At 68.6% G+C, this 20,552-nt stretch carries 18 protein-coding genes and 1 pseudogene; 15 read left to right on the forward strand and 4 right to left on the reverse strand.

Going from position 1 to position 20,552, the window contains the following annotated elements; genetic code table 11:
• Positions 1–8: 8 nt before the first annotated feature.
• Genes ACFYP5_RS31525 through ACFYP5_RS31545 form a run of 5 tightly spaced genes read left to right on the forward strand, consistent with a single transcriptional unit; the run spans position 9 to position 4,873 of the window.
• Complete coding sequence (locus tag ACFYP5_RS31525) at positions 9–1,526, forward strand: ABC transporter substrate-binding protein (protein WP_389042224.1); 1,518 nt, start codon at positions 9–11, stop codon at positions 1,524–1,526.
• Entirely contained in the window at positions 1,526–2,491 is a 966-nt protein-coding gene (locus ACFYP5_RS31530; protein ID WP_389042226.1) for an ABC transporter permease, read from the forward strand. Before ACFYP5_RS31525 ends, ACFYP5_RS31530 begins: the two co-directional genes overlap by 1 nt.
• Positions 2,488–3,315, forward strand: a complete 828-nt coding sequence (locus ACFYP5_RS31535) for an ABC transporter permease (protein WP_389042228.1) — start codon at positions 2,488–2,490, stop codon at positions 3,313–3,315. Before ACFYP5_RS31530 ends, ACFYP5_RS31535 begins: the two co-directional genes overlap by 4 nt.
• Positions 3,312–4,112 (forward strand): ATP-binding cassette domain-containing protein, encoded by an 801-nt coding sequence (locus ACFYP5_RS31540; RefSeq protein ID WP_389042229.1) that lies wholly within the window; start codon positions 3,312–3,314, stop codon positions 4,110–4,112. The genes ACFYP5_RS31535 and ACFYP5_RS31540 overlap by 4 nt, the downstream gene beginning before the upstream one ends.
• On the forward strand, positions 4,109–4,873 hold the full coding sequence (locus ACFYP5_RS31545) for an ABC transporter ATP-binding protein (RefSeq protein ID WP_389042231.1): 765 nt from the start codon (positions 4,109–4,111) through the stop codon (positions 4,871–4,873). The genes ACFYP5_RS31540 and ACFYP5_RS31545 overlap by 4 nt, the downstream gene beginning before the upstream one ends.
• A gap of 77 nt (positions 4,874–4,950) precedes the next feature.
• On the opposite strand, the gene ACFYP5_RS31550 is transcribed toward ACFYP5_RS31545, so the two are convergent.
• The gene (locus ACFYP5_RS31550) at positions 4,951–5,649 is read right to left on the reverse strand and encodes a response regulator (RefSeq protein WP_389042233.1); all 699 of its coding nucleotides are present in this window, start codon (positions 5,647–5,649) and stop codon (positions 4,951–4,953) included.
• Positions 5,646–7,244: an ATP-binding protein gene (locus ACFYP5_RS31555; RefSeq protein ID WP_389042235.1), complete on the reverse strand. Its 1,599-nt coding sequence runs from the start codon at positions 7,242–7,244 to the stop codon at positions 5,646–5,648. Before ACFYP5_RS31555 ends, ACFYP5_RS31550 begins: the two co-directional genes overlap by 4 nt.
• Before the next feature lie 215 nt (positions 7,245–7,459).
• On the opposite strand from ACFYP5_RS31555, the gene ACFYP5_RS31560 reads away from it, so the two are divergent.
• From ACFYP5_RS31560 to ACFYP5_RS31580, 5 genes are all read left to right on the forward strand, one after another.
• Complete coding sequence (locus ACFYP5_RS31560) at positions 7,460–8,275, forward strand: ABC transporter ATP-binding protein (RefSeq protein WP_030973163.1); 816 nt, start codon at positions 7,460–7,462, stop codon at positions 8,273–8,275.
• Positions 8,265–9,128 (forward strand): ABC transporter permease, encoded by an 864-nt coding sequence (locus ACFYP5_RS31565; protein WP_389042237.1) that lies wholly within the window; start codon positions 8,265–8,267, stop codon positions 9,126–9,128. The genes ACFYP5_RS31560 and ACFYP5_RS31565 overlap by 11 nt, the downstream gene beginning before the upstream one ends.
• A gap of 89 nt (positions 9,129–9,217) precedes the next feature.
• On the forward strand, positions 9,218–10,261 hold the full coding sequence (locus ACFYP5_RS31570) for an ABC transporter substrate-binding protein (RefSeq protein WP_389042239.1): 1,044 nt from the start codon (positions 9,218–9,220) through the stop codon (positions 10,259–10,261).
• Between the two features lie 184 nt (positions 10,262–10,445).
• Entirely contained in the window at positions 10,446–10,910 is a 465-nt protein-coding gene (locus ACFYP5_RS31575) for a hypothetical protein (RefSeq protein ID WP_389042241.1), read from the forward strand.
• 110 nt (positions 10,911–11,020) lie between these two features.
• Positions 11,021–11,530, forward strand: coding sequence for a DUF664 domain-containing protein (locus tag ACFYP5_RS31580; protein ID WP_389042243.1), 510 nt, complete (start codon positions 11,021–11,023; stop codon positions 11,528–11,530).
• Between the two features lie 72 nt (positions 11,531–11,602).
• On the opposite strand, the gene ACFYP5_RS31585 is transcribed toward ACFYP5_RS31580, so the two are convergent.
• Both ACFYP5_RS31585 and ACFYP5_RS31590 read right to left on the reverse strand, forming a co-directional pair.
• Complete coding sequence (locus tag ACFYP5_RS31585) at positions 11,603–12,568, reverse strand: aldo/keto reductase (protein ID WP_389042322.1); 966 nt, start codon at positions 12,566–12,568, stop codon at positions 11,603–11,605.
• A gap of 172 nt (positions 12,569–12,740) precedes the next feature.
• Complete coding sequence (locus ACFYP5_RS31590) at positions 12,741–14,138, reverse strand: amidase (protein WP_389042245.1); 1,398 nt, start codon at positions 14,136–14,138, stop codon at positions 12,741–12,743.
• 170 nt (positions 14,139–14,308) lie between these two features.
• Here ACFYP5_RS31590 and ACFYP5_RS31595 point away from each other — a divergent pair, with 170 nt between their 5' ends.
• The 5 genes and pseudogenes from ACFYP5_RS31595 (at position 14,309) to ACFYP5_RS31615 (ending at position 20,523) form a co-directional block, all read left to right on the forward strand.
• The gene (locus tag ACFYP5_RS31595; RefSeq protein WP_389042246.1) at positions 14,309–16,756 is read left to right on the forward strand and encodes a SpoIIE family protein phosphatase; all 2,448 of its coding nucleotides are present in this window, start codon (positions 14,309–14,311) and stop codon (positions 16,754–16,756) included.
• A gap of 143 nt (positions 16,757–16,899) precedes the next feature.
• Positions 16,900–17,118 carry a hypothetical protein gene (locus tag ACFYP5_RS31600; protein ID WP_389042248.1) on the forward strand — a complete coding sequence of 73 codons (219 nt, stop codon included), beginning with the start codon at positions 16,900–16,902 and terminating at the stop codon, positions 17,116–17,118.
• Positions 17,119–17,421: 303 nt separating this feature from the next.
• Entirely contained in the window at positions 17,422–17,706 is a 285-nt protein-coding gene (locus ACFYP5_RS31605; protein WP_389042249.1) for a hypothetical protein, read from the forward strand.
• A 42-nt stretch (positions 17,707–17,748) separates the two neighbouring features.
• Positions 17,749–19,213, forward strand: a pseudogene (locus ACFYP5_RS31610) (basic amino acid/polyamine antiporter).
• Between the two features lie 50 nt (positions 19,214–19,263).
• Positions 19,264–20,523, forward strand: coding sequence for an arginine deiminase (locus ACFYP5_RS31615; RefSeq protein ID WP_389042251.1), 1,260 nt, complete (start codon positions 19,264–19,266; stop codon positions 20,521–20,523).
• Positions 20,524–20,552 lie beyond the last annotated feature (29 nt).

Raw genomic sequence — 20,552 nt, forward strand, 5'->3', positions numbered from 1 at the left:
TACTCCTCATGAGCATCAAGAAGACCTCTCTGTACGGCGGCGCCACCGCCGTTGCCCTCGCCCTGACCCTGACCGCCTGCGGCGGGGGCTCCAACGGGGGCGGCGCCGCCGGAGGCGCGTACGACAAGAACGCCACGGTCAACATCGGTTCGCTCTACGAGCCCCAGAACCTCGACAACACCGCGGGCGGCGGCCAGGGCGTCACCGAGGCGCTCAACGGCAACGTGTACGAGGGGCTGTTCAAGCTCACCGACGACGGCAAGGTCGAGAATCTGCTCGCCCAGGACTACAAGGTCAGCGGCGACGGACTCACGTACACCTTCACCCTCCGCGACGGTGTGAAGTTCCACAGCGGCAAGAAGCTCACCAGCCAGGACGTCAAGTACAGCCTGGAGAAGGTGACAGCCAAGGACTCGCAGTCCGCGCGCAAGAGCAATCTCGAGGTCGTCAAGTCCGTCGAGACACCGGACGCGCGCACGGTGAAGGTCCAGCTGTCGAAGAAGTCCATCTCCTTCGTCTACAACCTCTCCTACGTGTGGGTCATCAACTCCGACGCGAAGAGCCTCAAGACGAGCGAGGACGGCACCGGCCCGTACCAGCTGAACAAGTGGACCCGCGGTTCCGCTCTCAGCCTCGACCGGTTCGCCGGGTACTGGGGTGACGCGGCCAAGAACAAGCAGGTCGTCTTCCACTACTACAAGGACGCGACGGCTCTCAACAACGCGCTCCTGACCAACGCCGTGGACGTCGTCACGAGCGAGCAGTCGCCCGACGCCCTCGACCAGTTCAAGAGCAACCAGAACTACAAGGTCAACGACGGCAACTCGACGACCAAGCTGCTGCTCGCCTTCAACGACAAGGCCAAGCCCTTCACGGACGTCAAGGTCCGCCAGGCCGTCTCCTCCGCCATCGACGACAAGAAGCTGCTGGAGTCCGTCTGGGGCGGCTACGGCAAGCTCATCGGCTCCATGGTGCCGCCCACCGACCCGTGGTACGAGGACCTCACCGAGGTCAACGCCTACGACACCGCGCGAGCCAAGAAGCTGCTCGCCGAGGCCGGATACGAGAACGGCTTCACCTTCACCCTCGACACCCCGAACTACGACCCGCACCCGACGGCGGCGACCTTCATCAAGTCCCAGCTCGCCAAGGTCGGCATCACCGTCAAGATCAACACGATCACGCCGGACGAGTGGTACACGAAGGTCTACAAGAACCACGACTTCACGGCCACGCTCCAGGAGCACGTCAACGACCGCGACCTGGTCTGGTACGGCAACCCCGACTTCTACTGGGGCTACGACAACAAGCAGGTCACGAAGTGGGTCGAAGAGGCCGAGCAGGCTTCCGGCACGGCTGAGCAGACCGCACTGCTGAAGAAGGTCAACCGCCGGACCGCGGAGGACGCGGCGAGCGACTGGCTGTACCTGTACCCGCAGATCGTCGTGGCCGGCAGCAAGCTTTCCGGATACCCGGTCAACGGCCTCAACTCGCAGTTCTTCGCGTACGACATCGAGAAGGGCTGATGGCGCGGTATCTCTTGCGTCGCCTCGCCTTCCTGCTGGTGTCGCTGGCACTCGCGAGCGTGGTCCTGTTCGTGCTGCTGCGGATGCTGCCGGGCGACCCCGCCAACGCGCTCACCTCGGTGGGCGCCAGCCCCGAGCAGATCGCGGCGGCGCGGCACTCCATCGGCTCCGACAAGCCGCTGCCCGAGCAGTTCGTGCACTGGATCGGGCAGCTGGCCGGCGGTGACCTCGGTACGTCGTTCGTCAGCTCGCTGCCGGTCGCGCCCGAGGTCGTCTCGCGGCTGAACGTCACGATCCCGCTCACGCTCACGGCGTTCGTCCTGGCGGTGCTCATCGCCGTCCCGGTCGGCTTCGTCGCCGCGCACCGGCGCAGGACCTGGTACGGCGCGCTGCTCAGCGGAGTCTCCCAACTGGGCATCGCCGTGCCCGTGTTCTGGCTCGGGATGATCCTGATAGCCGTCTTCGCGCTGAACGCCGGCTGGCTTCCCGCAGGCGGCTTCCCGCCGGACGGCTGGTCGCAGCCGGCCGAGGCGGTCCGCTCGCTCGCCCTGCCCGTCATCACCATCGCGCTCGTGATGAGCGCGTCACTGATCCGCTACGTCAGGTCGGCCACGCTCGACGTACTGGACAGCGACTATCTGCGCACCGCCCGAGCCCTGGGCTCGTCGTTCGGGCGGGCGATGTGGCGGCACGGTCTGCGCAACGCCTCGGTGCCGGTGATCTCGATCCTCGGCATCGAGCTGGCGTCCACGCTGCTGGGCGCGGTCGTCGTGGAGTCCGTGTACGCGCTTCCCGGCCTCGGCTCGCTGCTGGCGACCGGCATCGCACAGCACGACTACCCGGTGATCCAGGGCGTGCTGTTCGTCTCCACGCTCGCGGTGCTGGTCATCGGCTTCGCCGCCGACTTCGTACAGCGGATCATCGATCCTCGGCTCCGCGGCAGGCTCTCCGGGGGTGTCCGATGAAGCAGTCGACGAAGCGCTCGTACACGCTGACCGTCGGATGTGTGCTGGCCGGCCTCATCGCGCTGCTTGCGCTGGTCTCGCTCTTCTGGGCTCCGTACGCCGCCGACGACACGTCCGGCGGGCGGCTCACGGGTCCCGGTGAGGGTCATCTCCTGGGCACCGACAAGCTCGGCCGCGATCTGTTCACCCAGCTGATGACCGGCTCCCGGGTCGCCTTCGAAGCGGGCCTGGGATCGGTCCTCATCGCGGCCGCCGTCGGTGTCACGCTGGGCGTGCTGGCCGCGTTCGCCCAGGGCTGGCTCGACGACACGCTCTCCGCGTTCCTCGACATCTTGATCGCCTTCCCGACGCTGCTGCTCGCGATGCTCATCGTCGCCGCGCACTCGGCCACACTGGGGTCCGCGGTGCTGGCGATCGGCCTCGCGCAGAGCGCGGTTGTAGGGCGGCTCGTGCGGGTCCTGGTCAAGCGGGTCCTGGCACAGGACTACATCACGGCCGCGCGCACGTCCGGCACGTCGTGGCCGCGGATCGTGGCCGGGCATGTGCTGCACAACATCTGGCCGACGCTCGTGGTGAACCTGGCCCTTCACTTCGGACTCGCGGTGCTGGCCGAGGCCGGCCTGTCCTACCTGGGCCTGGGGGCTCCGCCGCCCAACGCCTCGTGGGGCCGCATGCTCCAGGAGGCTCAGGCCACCTTCACCACGGCCCCGGCCGGTGCGCTGGCCCCCGGCATCCTGCTCGTCCTGCTCGTCATTGGTGTGAACCTCGTCGCCGACGGACTGCGCGACACCCTCGACCCGGCGGCCCGACGGAGGAGCGCATGAACATCCTCGACGTACGCGACCTCGTGATCCGTACGGCCGACGGACGCATCCTCGTCGACGGCCTCTCGCTGAGCATCGCCCCCGGCGAACGACTCGGCCTCATCGGCGAGTCGGGCTCCGGGAAGTCGCTGACCACTCTTGCCGTCCTCGGCCTGCTGCCCGACGGCATGACGGCCACCGGCAGCGCCGAACTCGCCGGCACCCAGATCGTGGGCGCGAGCGAGAAGCAGCTCACGGGTGTACGCGGCCGGGACGCCGCCATCGTCTTCCAGGAGCCGCTCACCGCACTCGACCCCCTGATGCGTGTCGGCAGGCAGATCGCCGAACCGCTGGGCAGAAGGCGAGGGCTCAGGGGCGCCGGGCTGAAGCGGGCCGTCGTGGAGGCCCTGGAGCAGGTGCGGCTGCCCGAACCCGACCGCATCGCCCACGCCTTCCCGCACGAGATCTCCGGCGGACAGCGACAGCGCGTCGCACTCGCCATGGCCCTGGCCTGCGACCCGAAGCTGCTCATCGCGGACGAGCCGACCACCGCACTCGACGTCACCGTGCAGTCCGACATGCTCGACCTGCTCGACACCCTCGTACGGGAACGGGGCATGGCCGTCCTCTTCGTCAGTCACGACCTCGCGGTCGTCTCGAAGGTCACCGATCGCGTCCTGGTGATGAAGGACGGCCGCGCCGTGGAGCAGGGCGACGTCCGCGAGATCGTGCGGGCCCCGCGCGAGGAGTACACCAAGGCGCTGGTGGCAAGCGCGCGGCAACTGGAATCGGCTCTCGACCTGAGGAGCGCACGATGACGCCCGTACTGGAGCTGAACGCGGCCTCCTTCGCCTACCGGGGACACACCGCGCCCGTCGTCGAGGACGTCTCCTTCGCCGTCGAGGCCGGGCACAGCCTCGCCCTCGTCGGCGAATCCGGCGCGGGCAAGACGACCCTGCTGCGGCTGCTGCTCGGGCTCGCCCGGGCAACCTCCGGGACCGTCCGGTTCGACGGCGACGAGCTGAAGCCGCGCGATCGCGAGCAGATGCGGCGCTTCCGGCGCAGCGTGCAGTGCGTCTTCCAGGACCCGTACTCGTCGCTGGACCCGCGTAGGCGTGTCGGCAGCATCGTGTCCGAACCACTGCGTTCCCTCGGTATCGACAGCCGGAGCACGGCCGGCCCCAAGGTGGCCGACGCCCTGGAGCGGGTCGGTCTCCCGGCCGACGCCGCCGAGCGCTATCCGCACGAGTTCTCCGGCGGTCAGCGCCAGCGCATCGCGATCGCCCGTGCGACCGTGTGCGACCCGCGGGTGCTGCTCGCCGACGAACCCGTCAGCGCACTCGATGTCACGACCCGGGTCAAAGTCGTCGACCTGCTCAACGAGTTGAAGCAGAAGCAGGGTCTGACTCTCGTCATGGTCTCCCACGACCTGTCGGTAGTGGCCTCGCTGTGCGAACGCACCGCCGTCCTGGAGCGCGGCCACATCGTCGAACAGGGCGAGACCGGACAGGTCTTGGGCGCTCCCGCGCACCCGTACACACGTCGCCTGGTCGAAAGCGTGCCGCGGCTGCCCGTGTGACCGTCGGTCCTGATCACCAGCCTCTCGGTACCGACCTGATCCGTGCTGTGCCGGATGCCTCCGACGCCGCACGGAGCTCAGCTCGCCCTCGCCCACGCGTAGCGGTGCTCTGGCCGGCCGGTGTCGCCGTACTTGAGACTGAGGCTGATGCGGCCCGCGCTCTCCAGATACTTGAGGTATCGCTGAGCGGTGGAGCGGCTCAGTCCGGCCCGGACCGCCACCTCGTGTGCGGACAGCGGTTCGTCCGCCGCCGTCAGGACGTGGCGGATGACCTCGGCGGTCGGTGCGGAGTGCCCCTTGGGCAGACCGGCCGCGGGAACGGCCTCCGGGGTGCGGAGAGCCCCGAAGATCTGGTCGACCTGCTCCTGTCCGGCCTCGCCCCGGCCGCTGCCCACGCCTTCGAGAGTGCGGCGCAAAGCCGCGTAGCTCTCCAGCTTGGATCGCAGACCGCCGAAACTGAACGGCTTCACGAGGTACTGCAGTGCGCCGTAGCGCATGGCGGTCTGCACGGTCGTGACATCGCGAGCGGCCGTCACCATGATCACGTCCGCCGTGTGGCCGAGCTGGCGCAGTCGACGTACCAGCGTCAGTCCCGTCTCGTCCGGAAGATAGTGATCGAGAAGTACGAGGTCGACATGGCTGCGTTCCAGGACGGACAGTGCCTGGGCGGCGGTGTGGGCGCGAGCGACCACGCGGAAGCCGGTCACCTTGGCGACGTACGCCGCGTTGATCTCGGCCACCCGGAAGTCGTCGTCCACCACGAGGACGTCGATCATTGCACCCCTCCCACTTCGGTCAGCTGCCGGACGGTGAGCGTCTCGGGCAGTACGACGGTGAAGACCGCGCCGCCACCGGCCCTGGCACCGACGCGGGCCACCCCGCCGTAACGCTCCGCGAGACGGCGTACCAGCGCCAGGCCGAGCCCACGGCCCCGATGTGCGGGGGACTCCTTGGTGGACCAGCCCTCGGTGAAAATCTGTTCGCGCAGATCGGGAGCCACGCCCGGACCGTTGTCGCTGACCCGCAGGACCGTCGCGGTGCCCTCCGCGCGGAGCTCGACCTCGATGAGGGAAGCGACGTCCAGCGCGTTGTCGATGAGGTTGCCCAGGACGGTCACCAGATCGCGCGGGTCCACGACGACGTCGGGGAGCATGGTGTTCGGGGAGATGTGCAAGGACGCGCCCCGCTCCGCCGCGATGGCCGACTTGCCCACCAACAGCGCGGACAACATGGGGTCGTTGACGCGTTCCGCGACCTGCTCCGCCGAGGCCCGGCGACCGTTGGCCACCTCTGCCACGAACTCCACCGCCGCTTCGTGCCTTCCGAGTTCCAAGAGTCCGAGCAGGGTGTGGAGCCGGTTGGCGTGCTCGTGGTCCTGGGCGCGGAGCGCGTCGAGGAGGCCGTGCGTGGAGTCCAGTTCGCGGCCGAGCAGCTCCAGTTCGGTGCGATCGCGCAGGGTGACCACAGCTCCGCCGTCACCGGTCGGCATGCGGTTGGCGATCAGCACGCGTCCCCTGCAGACCGTGAGCAGGTCCACGCCGTCGACCTGCCCCGTCAGCACCTCTGCCGCACGGCCCGGCGGCAGCACCTCGCTCAGAGCACGGCCGACGGCGTCCGGCGTCAGTTCCAGCAGACGCTGCGCCTCGTCGTTCAGCAACCGGATCCGGCCTCGCGCGTCGAGGGCGAGAACGGCTTCGCGGATGCTGTGCAGCATGGCCTCGCGCTCGTCCAGCAGCGCGGAGATGTCGGCGAAGGCAAGGCCATGGGTGCTGCGCTGCAGACGTCGCGAGACGGCCAGGGCTGCGAGGACACCCGCGGCGAGCGCAGCTCCCGCGTAGAGCAGGAGTCCCGGAATGGTGCCGAGCAGCCGCTCGCGGACGCTGTCGTAGGCGATGCCCACCGAGACTGCGCCGACGATCGTCCCGTGTGCGTCGCGGAGGGGGACCTTCGCGCGTGCCGAGCGGCCCAGGGTGCCGTCGTCGATCTGCATGATCTCCCGGCCGGCCAGGGCCGTACTGGGATCGGTGGAGACGTGTTTGCCGATCTGTGGGGTGTCGGTGTGCGACCAGCGGACCCCGTGGGTGTCCATGACCACGATGTAGAGCGCACCGGTCGCTCGCCGGATCCGCTCCGCCTCGGCCTGTACCGGGCCGCCGGGGCTCGGCTCGGTGCTGGTCAGGTCGTTGACCAGACGGGGTTCGGCGGCGGTCGTCTGGGCGATGGACAGAGCCTGGCGCATCGCCTGGTCGTCGAGCTGGTGGCTGAGCGGGGCGAGGAAGAGCCCGGTGACGAGCATGACCACCCCGGTCGTGATGGCGACCTGCGTGAGCAGGACCTGGGCGAAGACACGGCGAGGCCAGTGAATCCGCATGTGCTCGTCCTCTGCCTTCCGCCCGCCTGGGAATCTGCTGATCCGTTTGCTGTGTAAACGCAACGTAAACGTCGCTGCCGTCGCTGACCAGCCCTCGTAGCACTTTCGTTCTTCCGGCGTGAGCAGAACGAGCAGAACCGCAGGTTATGGGCAGAAGCATGAGTTGTGAGCGCAAGGGTGCCGTCGTGCCCGAGCCGCATTTAGCGTCCCGCCCCATGAACAGCGAAACGAGCCCCGCCATCGAACTGCGGGGGGCGAGCAAAGCGTTCCGGACTCCGTCGGGGGCGCTCCACACCGCCGTACGAGATCTGGACCTCACGATCGGGCGCGGTGAGTTCGTTGCCGTGGTCGGACCTACCGGATGCGGCAAATCGACCACGCTGACGCTGGTCAGCGGCCTGGAGGAGCCCACCGAGGGAGAGGTGCTGGTCGCCGGTGAGCCGGTGCGCGGCATCGGCGACAAGGTCGGCTTCGTCTTCCAGCAGGACGCGGTCTTCCCCTGGCGCACCGTGCTGTCCAACGTGATGGCGGGCCCCCGCTTCCGGGGCGTGCCGAAGCCCGAGGCGAAGGAACGCGCCCGGGAGTGGCTTGCCCGGGTCGGCCTGTCCTCCTTCGAGGACCGCTATCCCCACCAGTTGTCCGGCGGCCAGCGCAAGCGTGTCGCACTCGCGGCCACGTTCGTCAACGATCCCGAGATCCTGCTCATGGACGAACCCTTCTCCGCACTTGACGTGCAGACCCGGGCCCTGATGTCCGACGAACTGCTGGAGCTGTGGGCCGGGACCGGCGCCTCCGTCGTCTTCGTCACCCATGACCTGGAGGAGTCCATCGCGCTGGCCGACAAGGTCGTGGTCATGACCGCGGGGCCGGCCACCGTCAAGGAGGTCTTCGAGATCGATCTGCCCCGCCCGCGCAAGGTCGAACAGGTGCGTCTGGAGCCCAGGTTCCTGGAGATCTACCGGGAGATCTGGTCCTCGCTCGGCGAAGAGGTCCGTATCACCCGCGAGAGGGGTGCACTCGATGTCGCTTGATTCCGTCACCGCGAGCGCCGCCGTCACGAAGACCGAGCGGACCCAGGCCAGAGCGCGAGCCACCCGCAACCGCAGGTTCCTGGTGCTCGGAAGCCGGATCGCGCTGCTCTTCGCGGTCATCGGGCTGTGGGAGTGGCTGGCCCGGACCGCGGTCATCGATCCGTTCAACTTCTCCATGCCGTCGAAGATCTGGGACCAGATCCGCACCTGGGTCATCGACGGCACCGCGCAGGGCTCCCTGTGGGAGCAGATCTGGTACACGCTCTACGAAGCACTCCTCGGCTGGGTCATCGGTGTGATCGCCGGTGTGCTGCTCGGTATCGCGCTGGGCCGGATCCGGTTCGCCGCCGATGTCCTCGGCCCGTACATCAAGGTGCTCAACGCCCTGCCGCGCATCGTGCTCGCCCCGATCTTTCTGATCTGGTTCGGCCTCGGCCCCGCCTCGAAGGTGGCCTCAGCGGTCGTCCTCGTGTTCTTCCCCGTCTTCTTCAACGCGTTCCAGGGCGCCAGGGAGGTGGACCGCAACCTCGTCGCCAATTCCCGCATCCTGGGCGCCAGCAACCGCCAGGTCACCTTCCAGGTGGTCATCCCCTCGGCCACGTCATGGATCTTCACCAGCCTGCACGTGAGCTTCGGCTTCGCGCTCATCGGCGCCATCGTCGGTGAGTACATCGGTGCCACCAAGGGGCTCGGACTGCTGGTCGCCGCTTCCCAGGGCACCTTCAACGCCGCCGGCGTCTACGCCGCGATGGTGATCCTCGCGGTCGTCGCGCTGCTGGCCGAGGGCCTGTTGACCTTCCTCGAGAAACGGCTCTTCCGCTGGAAGCCGGCTGACGCCGACTCCGCACGCTGACGTCTGCTCCGCACGGCGGCGCCGACTCGGCGCCCCGGGCTGCCCGCCATTCGAATATCCGATTGCTTCATCACGAGGACGTGAACCAGATGCGTACACTCACCCGGGTCTCGGCCGTCGCCGTCGCCGGCGCACTCGCCCTGACCACCCTGACCGCCTGTGGCTCCGACTCCGGGTCCAGCGGCGCCTCCGACGGCAAGAACGCCAAGGTCAAGATCATGGTGGGGGGTCTCGACAAGGTCATCTACCTGCCCGCGATGCTCACCGAGCGGCTGGGCTACTTCAAGGACGAAGGGGTGTCGGTCCAGCTCCTGACCGAGCCGGCGGGCGTCCAGGCCGAGACGGCCCTGGTCTCCGGTGATGTGCAGGGCACGGTCGGCTTCTACGACCACACCCTCGACCTCCAGGTGAAGGGCAAGCAGGTCGAGTCGGTCGTCCAGTTCTCACAGGCGCCGGGCGAGGTCGAGATCGTCTCCAACCAGGCAGCGGGCGACATCAAGTCACCGAAGGACTTCAAGGGCAAGAAGCTCGGGGTGACGGGCATCGGCTCCTCGACCGACTTCCTGACGAAGTACCTCGCCGTCAACAGCGATGTGCAGACCAGCCAGTTCACACCCGTCGCGGTGGGAGCGGGGCAGACCTTCATCTCCGCCCTCCAGCAGGGCTCCATCCAGGGCGGCATGACCACCGACCCGACCGTCGCCACCATCCTGGACAAGAAGCTCGGCAAGATTCTCATCGACATGCGCACCCCCGAAGGCTCCAAGCAGGCGCTCGGCGGGCTCTACCCGTCCTCCAGCCTGTACATGCAGACCGAATGGGTCAACAGTCACAAGGAAACCGTCCAGAAGCTGGCCAACGCCTTCGTCAGGACGCTGAAGTGGATGTCCACGCACAGCGCGGACGAGATCGCGGCCAAGATGCCCGCCGACTACGCGCAGGGCGGCGGCAAGGCCCTCTACGCGCAGGCCATCAAGAGCACGCTGCCCATGTTCACCACGGACGGCGTCATGCCCGCGGATGGACCTGCCACCGTCGAGCGGGTACTGAAGGCCTTCAACCCGAACCTGAAGAACGCCAAGGTCGACCTCGACAAGACCTTCACCACGGAGTTCGTCAAGAACGCCGGCTGACCTCAGGCAAGCCGATCCCCCGAACGGCGGAACACGCCGTACGAGGCTGATGCGATACGGACCGGCGCCCGGCGAAGGGCGACAGAGGCGCTTGACGGAGAGGCCGATCTCTCCGTCAAGCGCCTCTGTCACCTTCTGGCTAAGGTCGACGAGGGGCCCGAGTACCTGATCGACGGAGGCTCCCATGGAAGTGAAACTCGAAGCACGCGACGTGGCCCCGCGCCTCGCCACCGGTGTGTTCATCCTGAACTCGGGACTGAGCAAATTGAGAGCGGACAAGGAGACGGCCGCGGGGGTGCACGGCATGGCCTGCATCGCCTATCCGTTCTTGAAGAAGTTGGACGCACAGCTCTTCACCCGGCTGCTCGCCTGCTCGGAGATCGCCGTCGGAGGGACGCTGCTCGCCCCCTTCGCACCGACCCGGCTGGCCGGAGTGGCGCTCACCGGGTTCTCCGCGGGGCTGGTCGGTCTGTATCTGAGGGTCCCCGGAATGCGGGAGCCCGGCAGTCTGCGACCCACCCAGAACGGCATCCCGCTGGCCAAGGATTTCTGGATGCTGGGTATGGGAATCGGATTCCTGGGCGCGCATTCACCACGCGGGCGCCGAAGCGCGAACCGGTGTCCGTGGCACCGGTGCGGACGTCGCTGACGGGACGACCCGCGTCGGACCGGCGGTCGGCGTCCGGAGCCCGCGATGCACGGGGCGTGCGGAGCGTGTCGATGGCGGGGTCCGGGCGCGGGAACGGCGATGGTGTTCGCATGAACAGCGCAGACCTTTTGAAGGACGCGTTCACACGAATTCAGGAAGCGGTGCACTCGGCGGTCGAGGGACTGTCCGCCGACGACCTGCACGTCCGGCTCGACGACGGCGCGAACTCGATCGCCTGGCTGGTGTGGCACCTCACCCGGATTCAGGACGACCATGTCTCGGATGCGGCCGGTGTGCAGCAGGTCTGGTTCTCCCAGGACTGGGCCTCCCGCTTCGACCTGCCCTTCGACAAGGGAGCCACCGGATACGGGCAGAGCAGTAAACAGGTCGCGGCTGTCCAGGTGGGTTCGTCCGACCTGCTGCTCGGATATTACGACGCCGTCCACGAGCAGAGCATCGAGTTCATCCGTGGGCTCCACCCCAGGTCCCTGGAGCGCATCGTGGACGAGACCTGGTCGCCGCCGGTCACCCTGGGCGTGCGCCTGATCAGCGTCATCACGGACGACCTGCAGCATGTCGGCCAGGCAGCATTCGTCCGCGGTTCGCTGGAACGCCGGTAGAACCGCTCACGGCCGGGCGGTGCGCGGGGGTGAATCCGTAGGCCGCCCGCTCCCGGCGACGGTGCCCGCGGATCACGAGTAGAAGTTGCGCTCCCACCGATGCTTGGCCAGCACGGCGAGCTGGTCGGCGGTGAGCGGACGTCCGTCGCTCAGGGCCGTGTTGCGCTCGACGTTGCGTACGGAGCGCATTCCGGGGATGACGGTGGAAACCGCGGGCGAACTCAGTACGAACCGCAACGCATGCTCGGCGATCTCATCGGGGGCGATGCCGAGGTCGGCGACGATAGCGGCCACCCGCTGCTCGACCTGTGCCGGGCGGTCGTCGCGGAAGTAGCGGTTGCGCCAGTCGCCCTCGGGAAACGTCGTACCGGCGGTGATCCGGCCGGTGAGGCCGCCCTCGTCCAGCGCCACCCGCACGATGACACCGACGCCTTGCTCCTCACAGGCCGGCAGCAGCGCGTCGGCGGGCGCTTGGTCGAAGAGGTTGTAGATGACCTGCACGGTGTCCACGGCGCCGCTGCGCACGAGTGCGAGCGCGTTGTCGGGCTGGTGGTCGTTGATGGAGACGCCGAACAGGCGGATCTTGCCCTCCTGCTTCAGTTCCGCGATCGTCTCCAGCCAGTCACCACGGCTTACCCAGTCATCGCTCCACACGTGGAACTGCAGTACGTCGAAGTGGTCCTGGCCGCTGGTGCGCAGACTGGTCTCCAGGCTCCTGCGGATGTGCTCGCCGGGGAACGCCTCTGCCGGGTCCAGGCCGTCGGGCGCCGGCCACGTGCGGTTCTTCGGCGGCACCTTGGTCGCGACGAGCACCTCGTCGTCGGCCCGCTCGCGGACGACCCGGCCGACGATTCGCTCGCTCTCGCCGTAACCGCGCGCCGTATCGATGAAGTTCACGCCGAGGTCGATGGCACGGTGCAGAGCGCGTACGGATTCGTCCTCCGTGGCACCCACCCAGCTGGACTCACCGATGCCCCACGCGCCGTATCCGATCTCGGACACGGACAGTCCACTGCGTCCCAGCTCGCGGTAGCGCACAATCAACCTCCACGTCATGGTCCTCGTCCTGACCGAGCCGAGGCTCCTGCCAGGAATCACGTCGACAATTGGCGACTCGGGCGCCGGGGTCAGTCGGGTTTTGCCGAGGCCGAAGCTGCTCGTACGTGGGTAGACGGTGCAGGTGCCGCGGAGCGGCCGCGGCGGCAGCCGTTCACTGCTGCCGGCCCCCTGTCCCGGCGCCGCCCGTGGCGTCCGGGGCATAGCGCGGCGCGTGCCGCGGCCAGGGTTCGGCGGCTTCGATCTGCGCGGCGAGTTCCAGCAGGCGCTTCTCGCCGCCGGGCTTGGCGACGAGCTGCACCGCGACGGGCATCGCGTCGTCGTCCACCCCCACGGGCACGGCGAGCGCCGGCCAGCCCGCGATGTTCCAGGAGCCGAAGAGGGAGGCCGTACGTGTGCTGACCGCCGAGGTGCGCAGTGCGCCGTGTTCGCCCCAGCGCCTCGCCTGCGCTGCCGGCCGGCTGAGTGCGGGCAGCAGCAGGACATCGACCTGCCCGAAGAAGCGTTCTGCCGCCTCGCTGCGCCAGCGGTCCCGCGCATGGTCCCCCCGCAGGTGCACAGCCCCCAGCGTCCTGCCGATTGCGGCCAACCGCCGGGTGCTCCGGTCGAGTTCGGTGCGGTCGAGGCCCTCGGCGCTCTGGTGCGCCGAGGCGTACCAGGAGCTCAGCGACGCAGGTCCCAGCCATGCCGGGTAGCGCCGGGTGTGCCCGGTCACCGTGTGCCCGAGCCCTTCCAGTAGTTTTCCGGCTTCCAGCGCGGCACGGCGGTATTGGGCGGCGATCGTGAAGCCCGGCGATATCGACCGGACCGACACGCCGATACGCAGCGGCCCCGGTTCGCCGAGCTGCGCGTAGTCCGGGTCACCGGCCATCACGGCCAGTCCGAGGGCTGCGTCCTGCACCGTGGTCGCGATCGGGCCGTTCTCGACCAGGTCGAACCAGGTCGGGTCGTCCGGTGCGTGCGGCACGACGCCGCGCCCGGGCTTGATGCCGATGGTTCCGCAGCAGGCGCAGGGGATACGGATCGAGCCGAACCCGTCGTTGCCGTGCGCCAGTGGGACGAGACCGGCGGCCACCGCGGCCGCGCTACCGCCCGAGGAGCCGCCGGGTGTGCGCTGCTCGTTCCAGGGGTTGCGGGCGATCCCGTAGACGCTGTCCGCCATCGGGACCAGGCAGAGTTCCGGCACGTTGGTCAGACCGATCACCACGGCGCCCGCCGCCCGCAGCCGCTCGACGATCACGTGGTCGGCGGAGCTGCGGTCCGGCGCGGTGGCAGCGGAGCCGCTGCGGGCCTGCTCGCCCGCGACAGCGATGTTGTCCTTGATCGCAACGGGGACCCCTGCGAGCGGCAGGGAAGCACGGTCGGCCCGCCGGTCCACCGCCTCCGCCTCTGCCTGCGCCTTCTCCACCCGCACGTACCGGAATGCGGACAGGCCCGGATCGAGCCGGGCGATGCGGTCCAGATGCTGGCGGGTGACGTCGGCAGCGTCGGCCCGTCCTTCACGTACGGCGGCAGCGATGTCGACGGCGGTGCGGCCGGTCCAGTCAGTCATGGTTGATGAGTCAACCTCGGGCTGTCCGCACCGCCAATCCCTCTGCACCCGTGTTACCGAACGGTAATCTCTGGCCGCACGATGTGGGGAGGCCGTGGGACAAGTTGTGAGCGGGTTGCCGTGGAGGAGACTGGGAGCACGAGGACAGATGCAGGGCGAGGCTGGTGGACATGGGTGCACCGGACGTCGAGAACGGCACGGGCCGGCTCGACGCGCACACGATTCAGAACTCGGCCCGAGCCGAAGTCGGAGTGCGAGGCGTCATCACCGGATGGAGCCGGGAAGCCGAGCAGTTGCTCGGATACCCGGCCGAGTGGGTGCTGGGCCGCCCGGCGACCGAGTTCCTGGCCACGGCCGCGGAATCGGCGGACGCCGACGGCGCCATGACGGTGGTGCGTCATCGCGACGGCCGGACGGTGCCCTGCAGGCTGACCATGCGCCCCGTGGAATCGACGGGGGCAGGAAGCGGTGCCGACGCACGGTGGACGGTGACACTTGTCCCGACGGGGCCCCCTGAGTCGGACCTGGACCGGGCGCTGCTCGAGGCGCTGTTCACCCGGTCCCCGGTGGGGCTCTTCGTTCTCGACCCGCAGTTGCGGCTGATGCGGTTCAGCAGTGCTGCGGAAGGCATGCACGGTGCCCCCGCCGCGGGAGCGCTCGGCAAACGGCCGACCGAGGCATGGCCCGACTTCAGCCCGGAGCTGATGGAGCGGGTGTTGACTCGCGTGCTGGACACGGGTGTACCGGTGATGGGTTTCGAGAAGCAGGGCAAGCCCCCGGGGGATCCGGAGCACACGCACGTCTACTCGGTCTCCGCGTTCCGCCTCGAGGACGACGACGGTCGTGTCCTGGGCGTGGCTGACGCCGCGGTCGACGTCACCGAACGCCACCTCGCACAGGAGCGGCTCGCTCTGCTCGCCGAGGGCGGTTCACGCATCGGAACCGGACTCGATGTGATGCGCACAGCCCAGGAGCTGGCCGAGGTGGCAGTGCCCAAACTGGCCGACAGTATCGGCGTGGAGGTTCTCGAGCCGGTGCTCATGGGCGGGGAGATCTCTTCCGGCCCGGTGCGGCCCGGCGCCGTGCTGCGTCGGGCCGCGTCGCGGTCCAGGCGGTCCGACTCCGCACTGCCGGGCGCCTACCCCGTCGGCGAGTCCAGCACCTTCCCGCCGGCGTCACCGTCGTCCCAGGCACTCTCCGATCTGCAACCGCGCCTGATCAGCCCGCTGACCCCCGACAGCGACTGGGTGCTGAGCGATCCCGTTCGCGGCCGTCGGATGCTGGAGGAGAAGATCCACTCACTCATGTTCGTACCGCTGGTCGCCCAGGACCGTGCCCTGGGGATCGCCACCTTCTACCGCTGGGGGGAGCAGGGCCCGTTCCAGCAGGACGATCTCATGGTGGCCACCGAGCTCGGGCGCCGCACCGCTCTCTGCCTGGACAACGCCCGCCGCTACGTGCGCGAGCACGACTCGCTGATGGCATTGCAGCGCAGTCTGCTTCCGACGGGACCTCCCCGGAACAACGGGGTGGAGGTGGCCTACGAGTACGTGCACGGCGGGGCCGGCGGCGACTGGGTCGATGTCGTGCCGCTGTCGGGAGCCCGGGTGGCGCTCGTGGCAGGCAGTGTGCCCGGGCGCGGCATGGAGACCGCCGCCGCCATGGGACGGCTCCGCGCGGCCGTGCACACGCTCTCCGATCTGGACCTGGAGCCCGACGAGATGCTCGCGCGCCTCGATGACCTGGTGCGGCGTCTGGCCGACGACGCCGGTCCCCGGCGCGACGGCAACGAACCGCCCCACGAAGCAGGCTCCCAAGCGCCGCATGCCGACTCGGGTGCCTGGTGCACCTTCCTCTATCTGGTCTACGACCCCATCTCCCTGCACTGCTGTGCGGCCGGCGCGGGCCATCCCGGCCCCGCTGTCGTCCACCCGGACGGGACAGCGATGATGCTGGACGTTCCGTCCGCCGCCCCGCTCGGCCTCCCCGGGCCGCCGTTCGCAAAGACCGATGTGACGCTGCCGGAGGGCTCGGTGGTCGTGCTGCACACCAGCGGGCTCCTGCGGGCGCGCGGTGGCGACCCGGACGAGGCCCGACTCGCGGACCTGCTCGCCCGGCCGTCCGGCTCGGTGCAGGAGACGGCCTGCATGCTCACCGAGGCGCTCGTCCCGGAGCAGGCCGACGAGGACGCCGCCGTCCTCGTCGCCCGTACACACGCGCTGGACCCAGGCCGGGTCGCATCGTGGGACCTGCCGACGGACCCGGCCATCGTCTCCACGGCCCGGTCGCTCGTCACCCGCCAGCTCACATCATGGGACCTGGACGAGGAGGCGTTCGCCACCGAGCTCATCGCCAGCGAACTCGTCACCAACGCCATGAGGCACGCCAAGGCTCCCATCCGACTGCGCCTGATCCACGACCTCGTCCTGACCTGCGAGGTCTTCGACGGCAGCAGCACCGCGCCACGTCTTCGACATGCCCGCACCACCGACGAGGGCGGCCGCGGGCTGCTCCTCGTCGCCCAGTGCTCCGACCGCTGGGGAACGCGTTACACGCAGCGGGGCAAGACCATCTGGACCGAGCAGAAGCTGGTCCACGACGCCGGGGTGCCGGCCTGAACAGCCCATGTTCTCCCGGTCGGGACCCGGGTGAGGCCCGGCAGCCGATGCCCCATCGGATACTCCTGGCGAAGCAGGACGCGGCCTGATAGGTGACCGTCAGTACGTAGCGTCGTAGATCTGGACGTGGAAACCCGTTTCGCATGCGACCTCGGCGATCAACGAGGCGACCCGACCAGGGCAGCGTCGAGGTCTTCGTCGACGGCGCGTCGCAGGGGTCGGTGGACACCACCGCCACCACGCGCCAGGTACAGGCCGAGATCTTCGGCGTCGAGGGGCTGACCGCGGGTGAGCACACCGCGCAGATCGTGAAGCGCCGCGCGCAGTACACCACACTCGACGGTTTCAGGGTGACTGACTGAGAAGGACGGTCGCGAGGCTGAGGCGGCCGGTCCCCGCGCCATGGAGGGAGGGTGTCCTGTGCGCACGGGGTGCCGGCAAGCCCTGTGGCGAAGGGAGCACAGCAAGAACCGCATGAAGTTCTAAATGGTGCAAAGCGCGACAAACTAATTGAACGGTACTAGATTTCCGTCTGGGCGAAAGTGCGGTGTTGCGATCGGCGGGCCTGTGCGAACCGGAGCTGATGTGGCGGACGACGACCAGGCGGAACGCGAGCGCGCCTCCGGGTGCCTTCATCGGCTGACGCGGCCGTCCCCTTCTTTGTCGTGCCGACCGTCCTGGTGGCCGGCACACTCGCGCGTTTCGTTCTCGATGCTCCGGACGGTCCGATCCAGGTGCCCCTGGTCATGGGCGCGATGACTGCCGCGCTTGTCGCGATGAGGAACGGTCACAGCCGGTCCGCCGTACAGCGGGCCGGCCAGGGTGCGTCGTCGTACGCGCCGTACGCCGTCTTCGACGACCCGAGCCCCGCCCGGAGCGTGCTCCACGGCATCAGCGGCTTCCAGATCGAGATGACGCAACCCGTCGCAGCCGGTCCCACGGCCCAGTAACAGCCAATGCGTCCGTCACAGGGCGCGTCGACGAGGGAATTGATGACCGACTCCGACACCGGCACCACCCCGTCCGCCGCGGCCGAAGGGCGGCCTGCGGTCAAGCTGACCCTGTTCACGCTGACGACGATGGTCGTCGGCTCCATGGTGGGTGCCGGGGTGTTCTCCCTGCCACGGCGGTTCGCCGAGGAGACCGGAGTCGCCGGCGCGCTGATCTCGTGGGTCATCGCGGGCGTCGGCATGCTGATGCTGGCATTCGTGTTCCAGGCTCTCGCGGTGCGCAGGCCCGATCTCGACGCGGGCGTCTACGCCTACGCAAAGGCCGGTTTCGGTGAATATCTGGGCTTCTTCTCGGCGTTCGGATACTGGGCCAGCGCGTGCGTCGGCAACGTCACCTACTGGGTGCTGATCATGTCGACGATCGGTGCCGTCGCACCCGCACTCGGCGACGGCGACACGCTCCTCGCGGTGGTCCTGTCATCCGTCGGGCTGTGGGCGTTCTTCCTGCTCATCCGGCGCGGAGTGAAGGAAGCGGCGGCCATCAACCGGGTGGTGACCGTGGCCAAGGTCGTACCGATCCTGGTCTTCATCCTGTTGTCCCTCTTCTACTTCGACCCGTCCGTCTTCGCGGAGAACTTCGGCGGCGCCGACTACGCCGGTTCGCTGTCCCACCAGGTCCGCGGCACCATGCTCGCCACCGTCTTCGTCTTCCTCGGTGTCGAGGGAGCCAGCGTCTACTCCCGCCACGCCAAGCGGCGCGAGGACGTCGGCAGAGCCACCGTCCTGGGATTCCTCAGCGTCTTCGCCGTCTTCGCCTCGGTCACCATCGTGTCGTACGGAATCCTGCCGATGGGTGAGATCGCCGAGCTGCGCCAGCCCTCCATGGCCGGCGTGCTCCAGGCCGCGGTCGGCACCTGGGGCATGGCCTTCGTCAGCGTGGGGCTCATCGTCTCCGTGCTCGGCGCCTATCTGGCATGGACGCTTATGGCTGCAGAGGTGCTGTTCGTCGCGGCCAAGGACGATGACATGCCCCGCTTCCTGGGCCGTGCCACCGCGGCCCGACGTCCCCGTGCCCGCCCTTCTCATGACCACCGCACTGAGCCAGATCGTCCTGGTCGTCACGATGTTGTCGGACGACGCCTTCAATTTCGCCCTCGACCTGACCAGCGTGCTCAGCCTGATCCCGTTCTTCCTCGCGGCCGCCTTCGCCGTCAAGATCGCATTCGGGCCGGGCCGGGGGAGCGCCGTGGAGCGCGGACCTCGCCGGGAACTGGTGATCGCCCTGCTGGCGACGCTCTACACCGCGTTTCTGGTGTACGCCGCCGGACTGAGGTTCGTACTGCTCTCGTTCATCCTCTATGCCCCGGCGACTTTCTTGTTCGTCAAGGCGAGGCGGGAGCGGAACAGACGCCTGTTCTCGCCCGCCGAAGCGGTGATCTGCGCTGTCTCGATCGCCGGTGCCGTCGTGGGCGTGATCGCCCTGGCGGCCGGCTGGATCGAGCTCTGATCTGCCTCAGCCGTCCCGTCTCCCTCGCCCCATGCGGAAAGGCACACACCGTGACCGACACACCCACGTCCGCGCCGGTACTCGGCGTCCATTCCGAAGTCGGCAGGCTGCGCAAGGTACTGGTCTGCGCGCCGGGTCTGGCGCACCGCCGACTCACCCCGACCAACTCCGACGACCTGCTCTTCGACGACGTCATGTGGGTGGAGAACGCGCAGCGCGACCACGCCGACTTCGTCAACAAGCTGACGCAAGGCGGTGTCGAGGTCGTCGAACTGCACGATGTGCTTGCCCGGACGATGGCGATTCCCGAGGCCCGGACCTGGCTTCTTGACCGGAAGATCACCGCGAACGAGGTGGGCATCGGGCTCATCGACGACACACGCGCCTTTCTGGAATCACTCGATCCGCGCCGCCTCGCCGAGTACCTGATCGGCGGTCTCGCCACCACGGACCTGCCGCACGAGTTCCGCTCCGGGTACGTCACCCTGGCCCGCGATTCGACGGGCGCGCGCGAGTACCTCATGCCACCGCTGCCGAACACGCTCTACACCCGTGACACCACCTGCTGGCTCTACGGCGGCCTGACCATGAACCCGCTGTACTGGCCGGCCCGGCACGGCGAAACCCTCCTGATGAAGGCCGTCTACACCTTCCACCCGGACTTCATGGGCTCCACCGTGTGGTGGGGAGACCCGGAACTGGACTGGGGCCAGGCCACGTTCGAGGGCGGCGACATCATGCCCGTCGGCAACGGTGTGGTGCTCATGGGCATGAGCGAACGCACCTCCCGCCAGGCCATCACCCAGGTCGCGGCCGCACTCTTCAGGAACGGCGCCGCCGAGCACGTCATCGTCGCGGGAATGCCGAAGCTCCGCGCGGCGATGCACCTGGACACCGTTTTCACGTTCGCCGACCGGGACATCGTGACGGTCTACCCGACGATCATGGAGGCGGTCCACACCTTCTCCCTGCGCCCCGGCGGCAATGCTCCCGGTGTCGACATCACCGACGAGGGATCGGCAGCGTTCGTCGATGTCGTGGCCAAGGGTCTGGGCCTGCCGGGCCTGCGGGTGATCGAGACAGGCGGCGACGTGTACGCGTCCGAGCGGCAGCAGTGGGACAGCGGCAACAACGCCGTCGCCCTGGAGCCCGGCGTCGTCTTCACTTACGACCGCAACACGCAGACCAACACCCTCCTGCGCAAGGCCGGGGTCGAAGTCATCACCATCGTCGGCGCCGAACTCGGCCGTGGGCGTGGCGGCGGCCACTGCATGACCTGCCCGCTCATCCGCGAGGCGGTCGACTTCTGACACCGGCTCGCCCGCTCCGGGCACTCTCT

It is taken from the genome of Streptomyces sp. NPDC005262, assembly GCF_042872425.1.
Classification (GTDB): domain Bacteria; phylum Actinomycetota; class Actinomycetes; order Streptomycetales; family Streptomycetaceae; genus Streptomyces.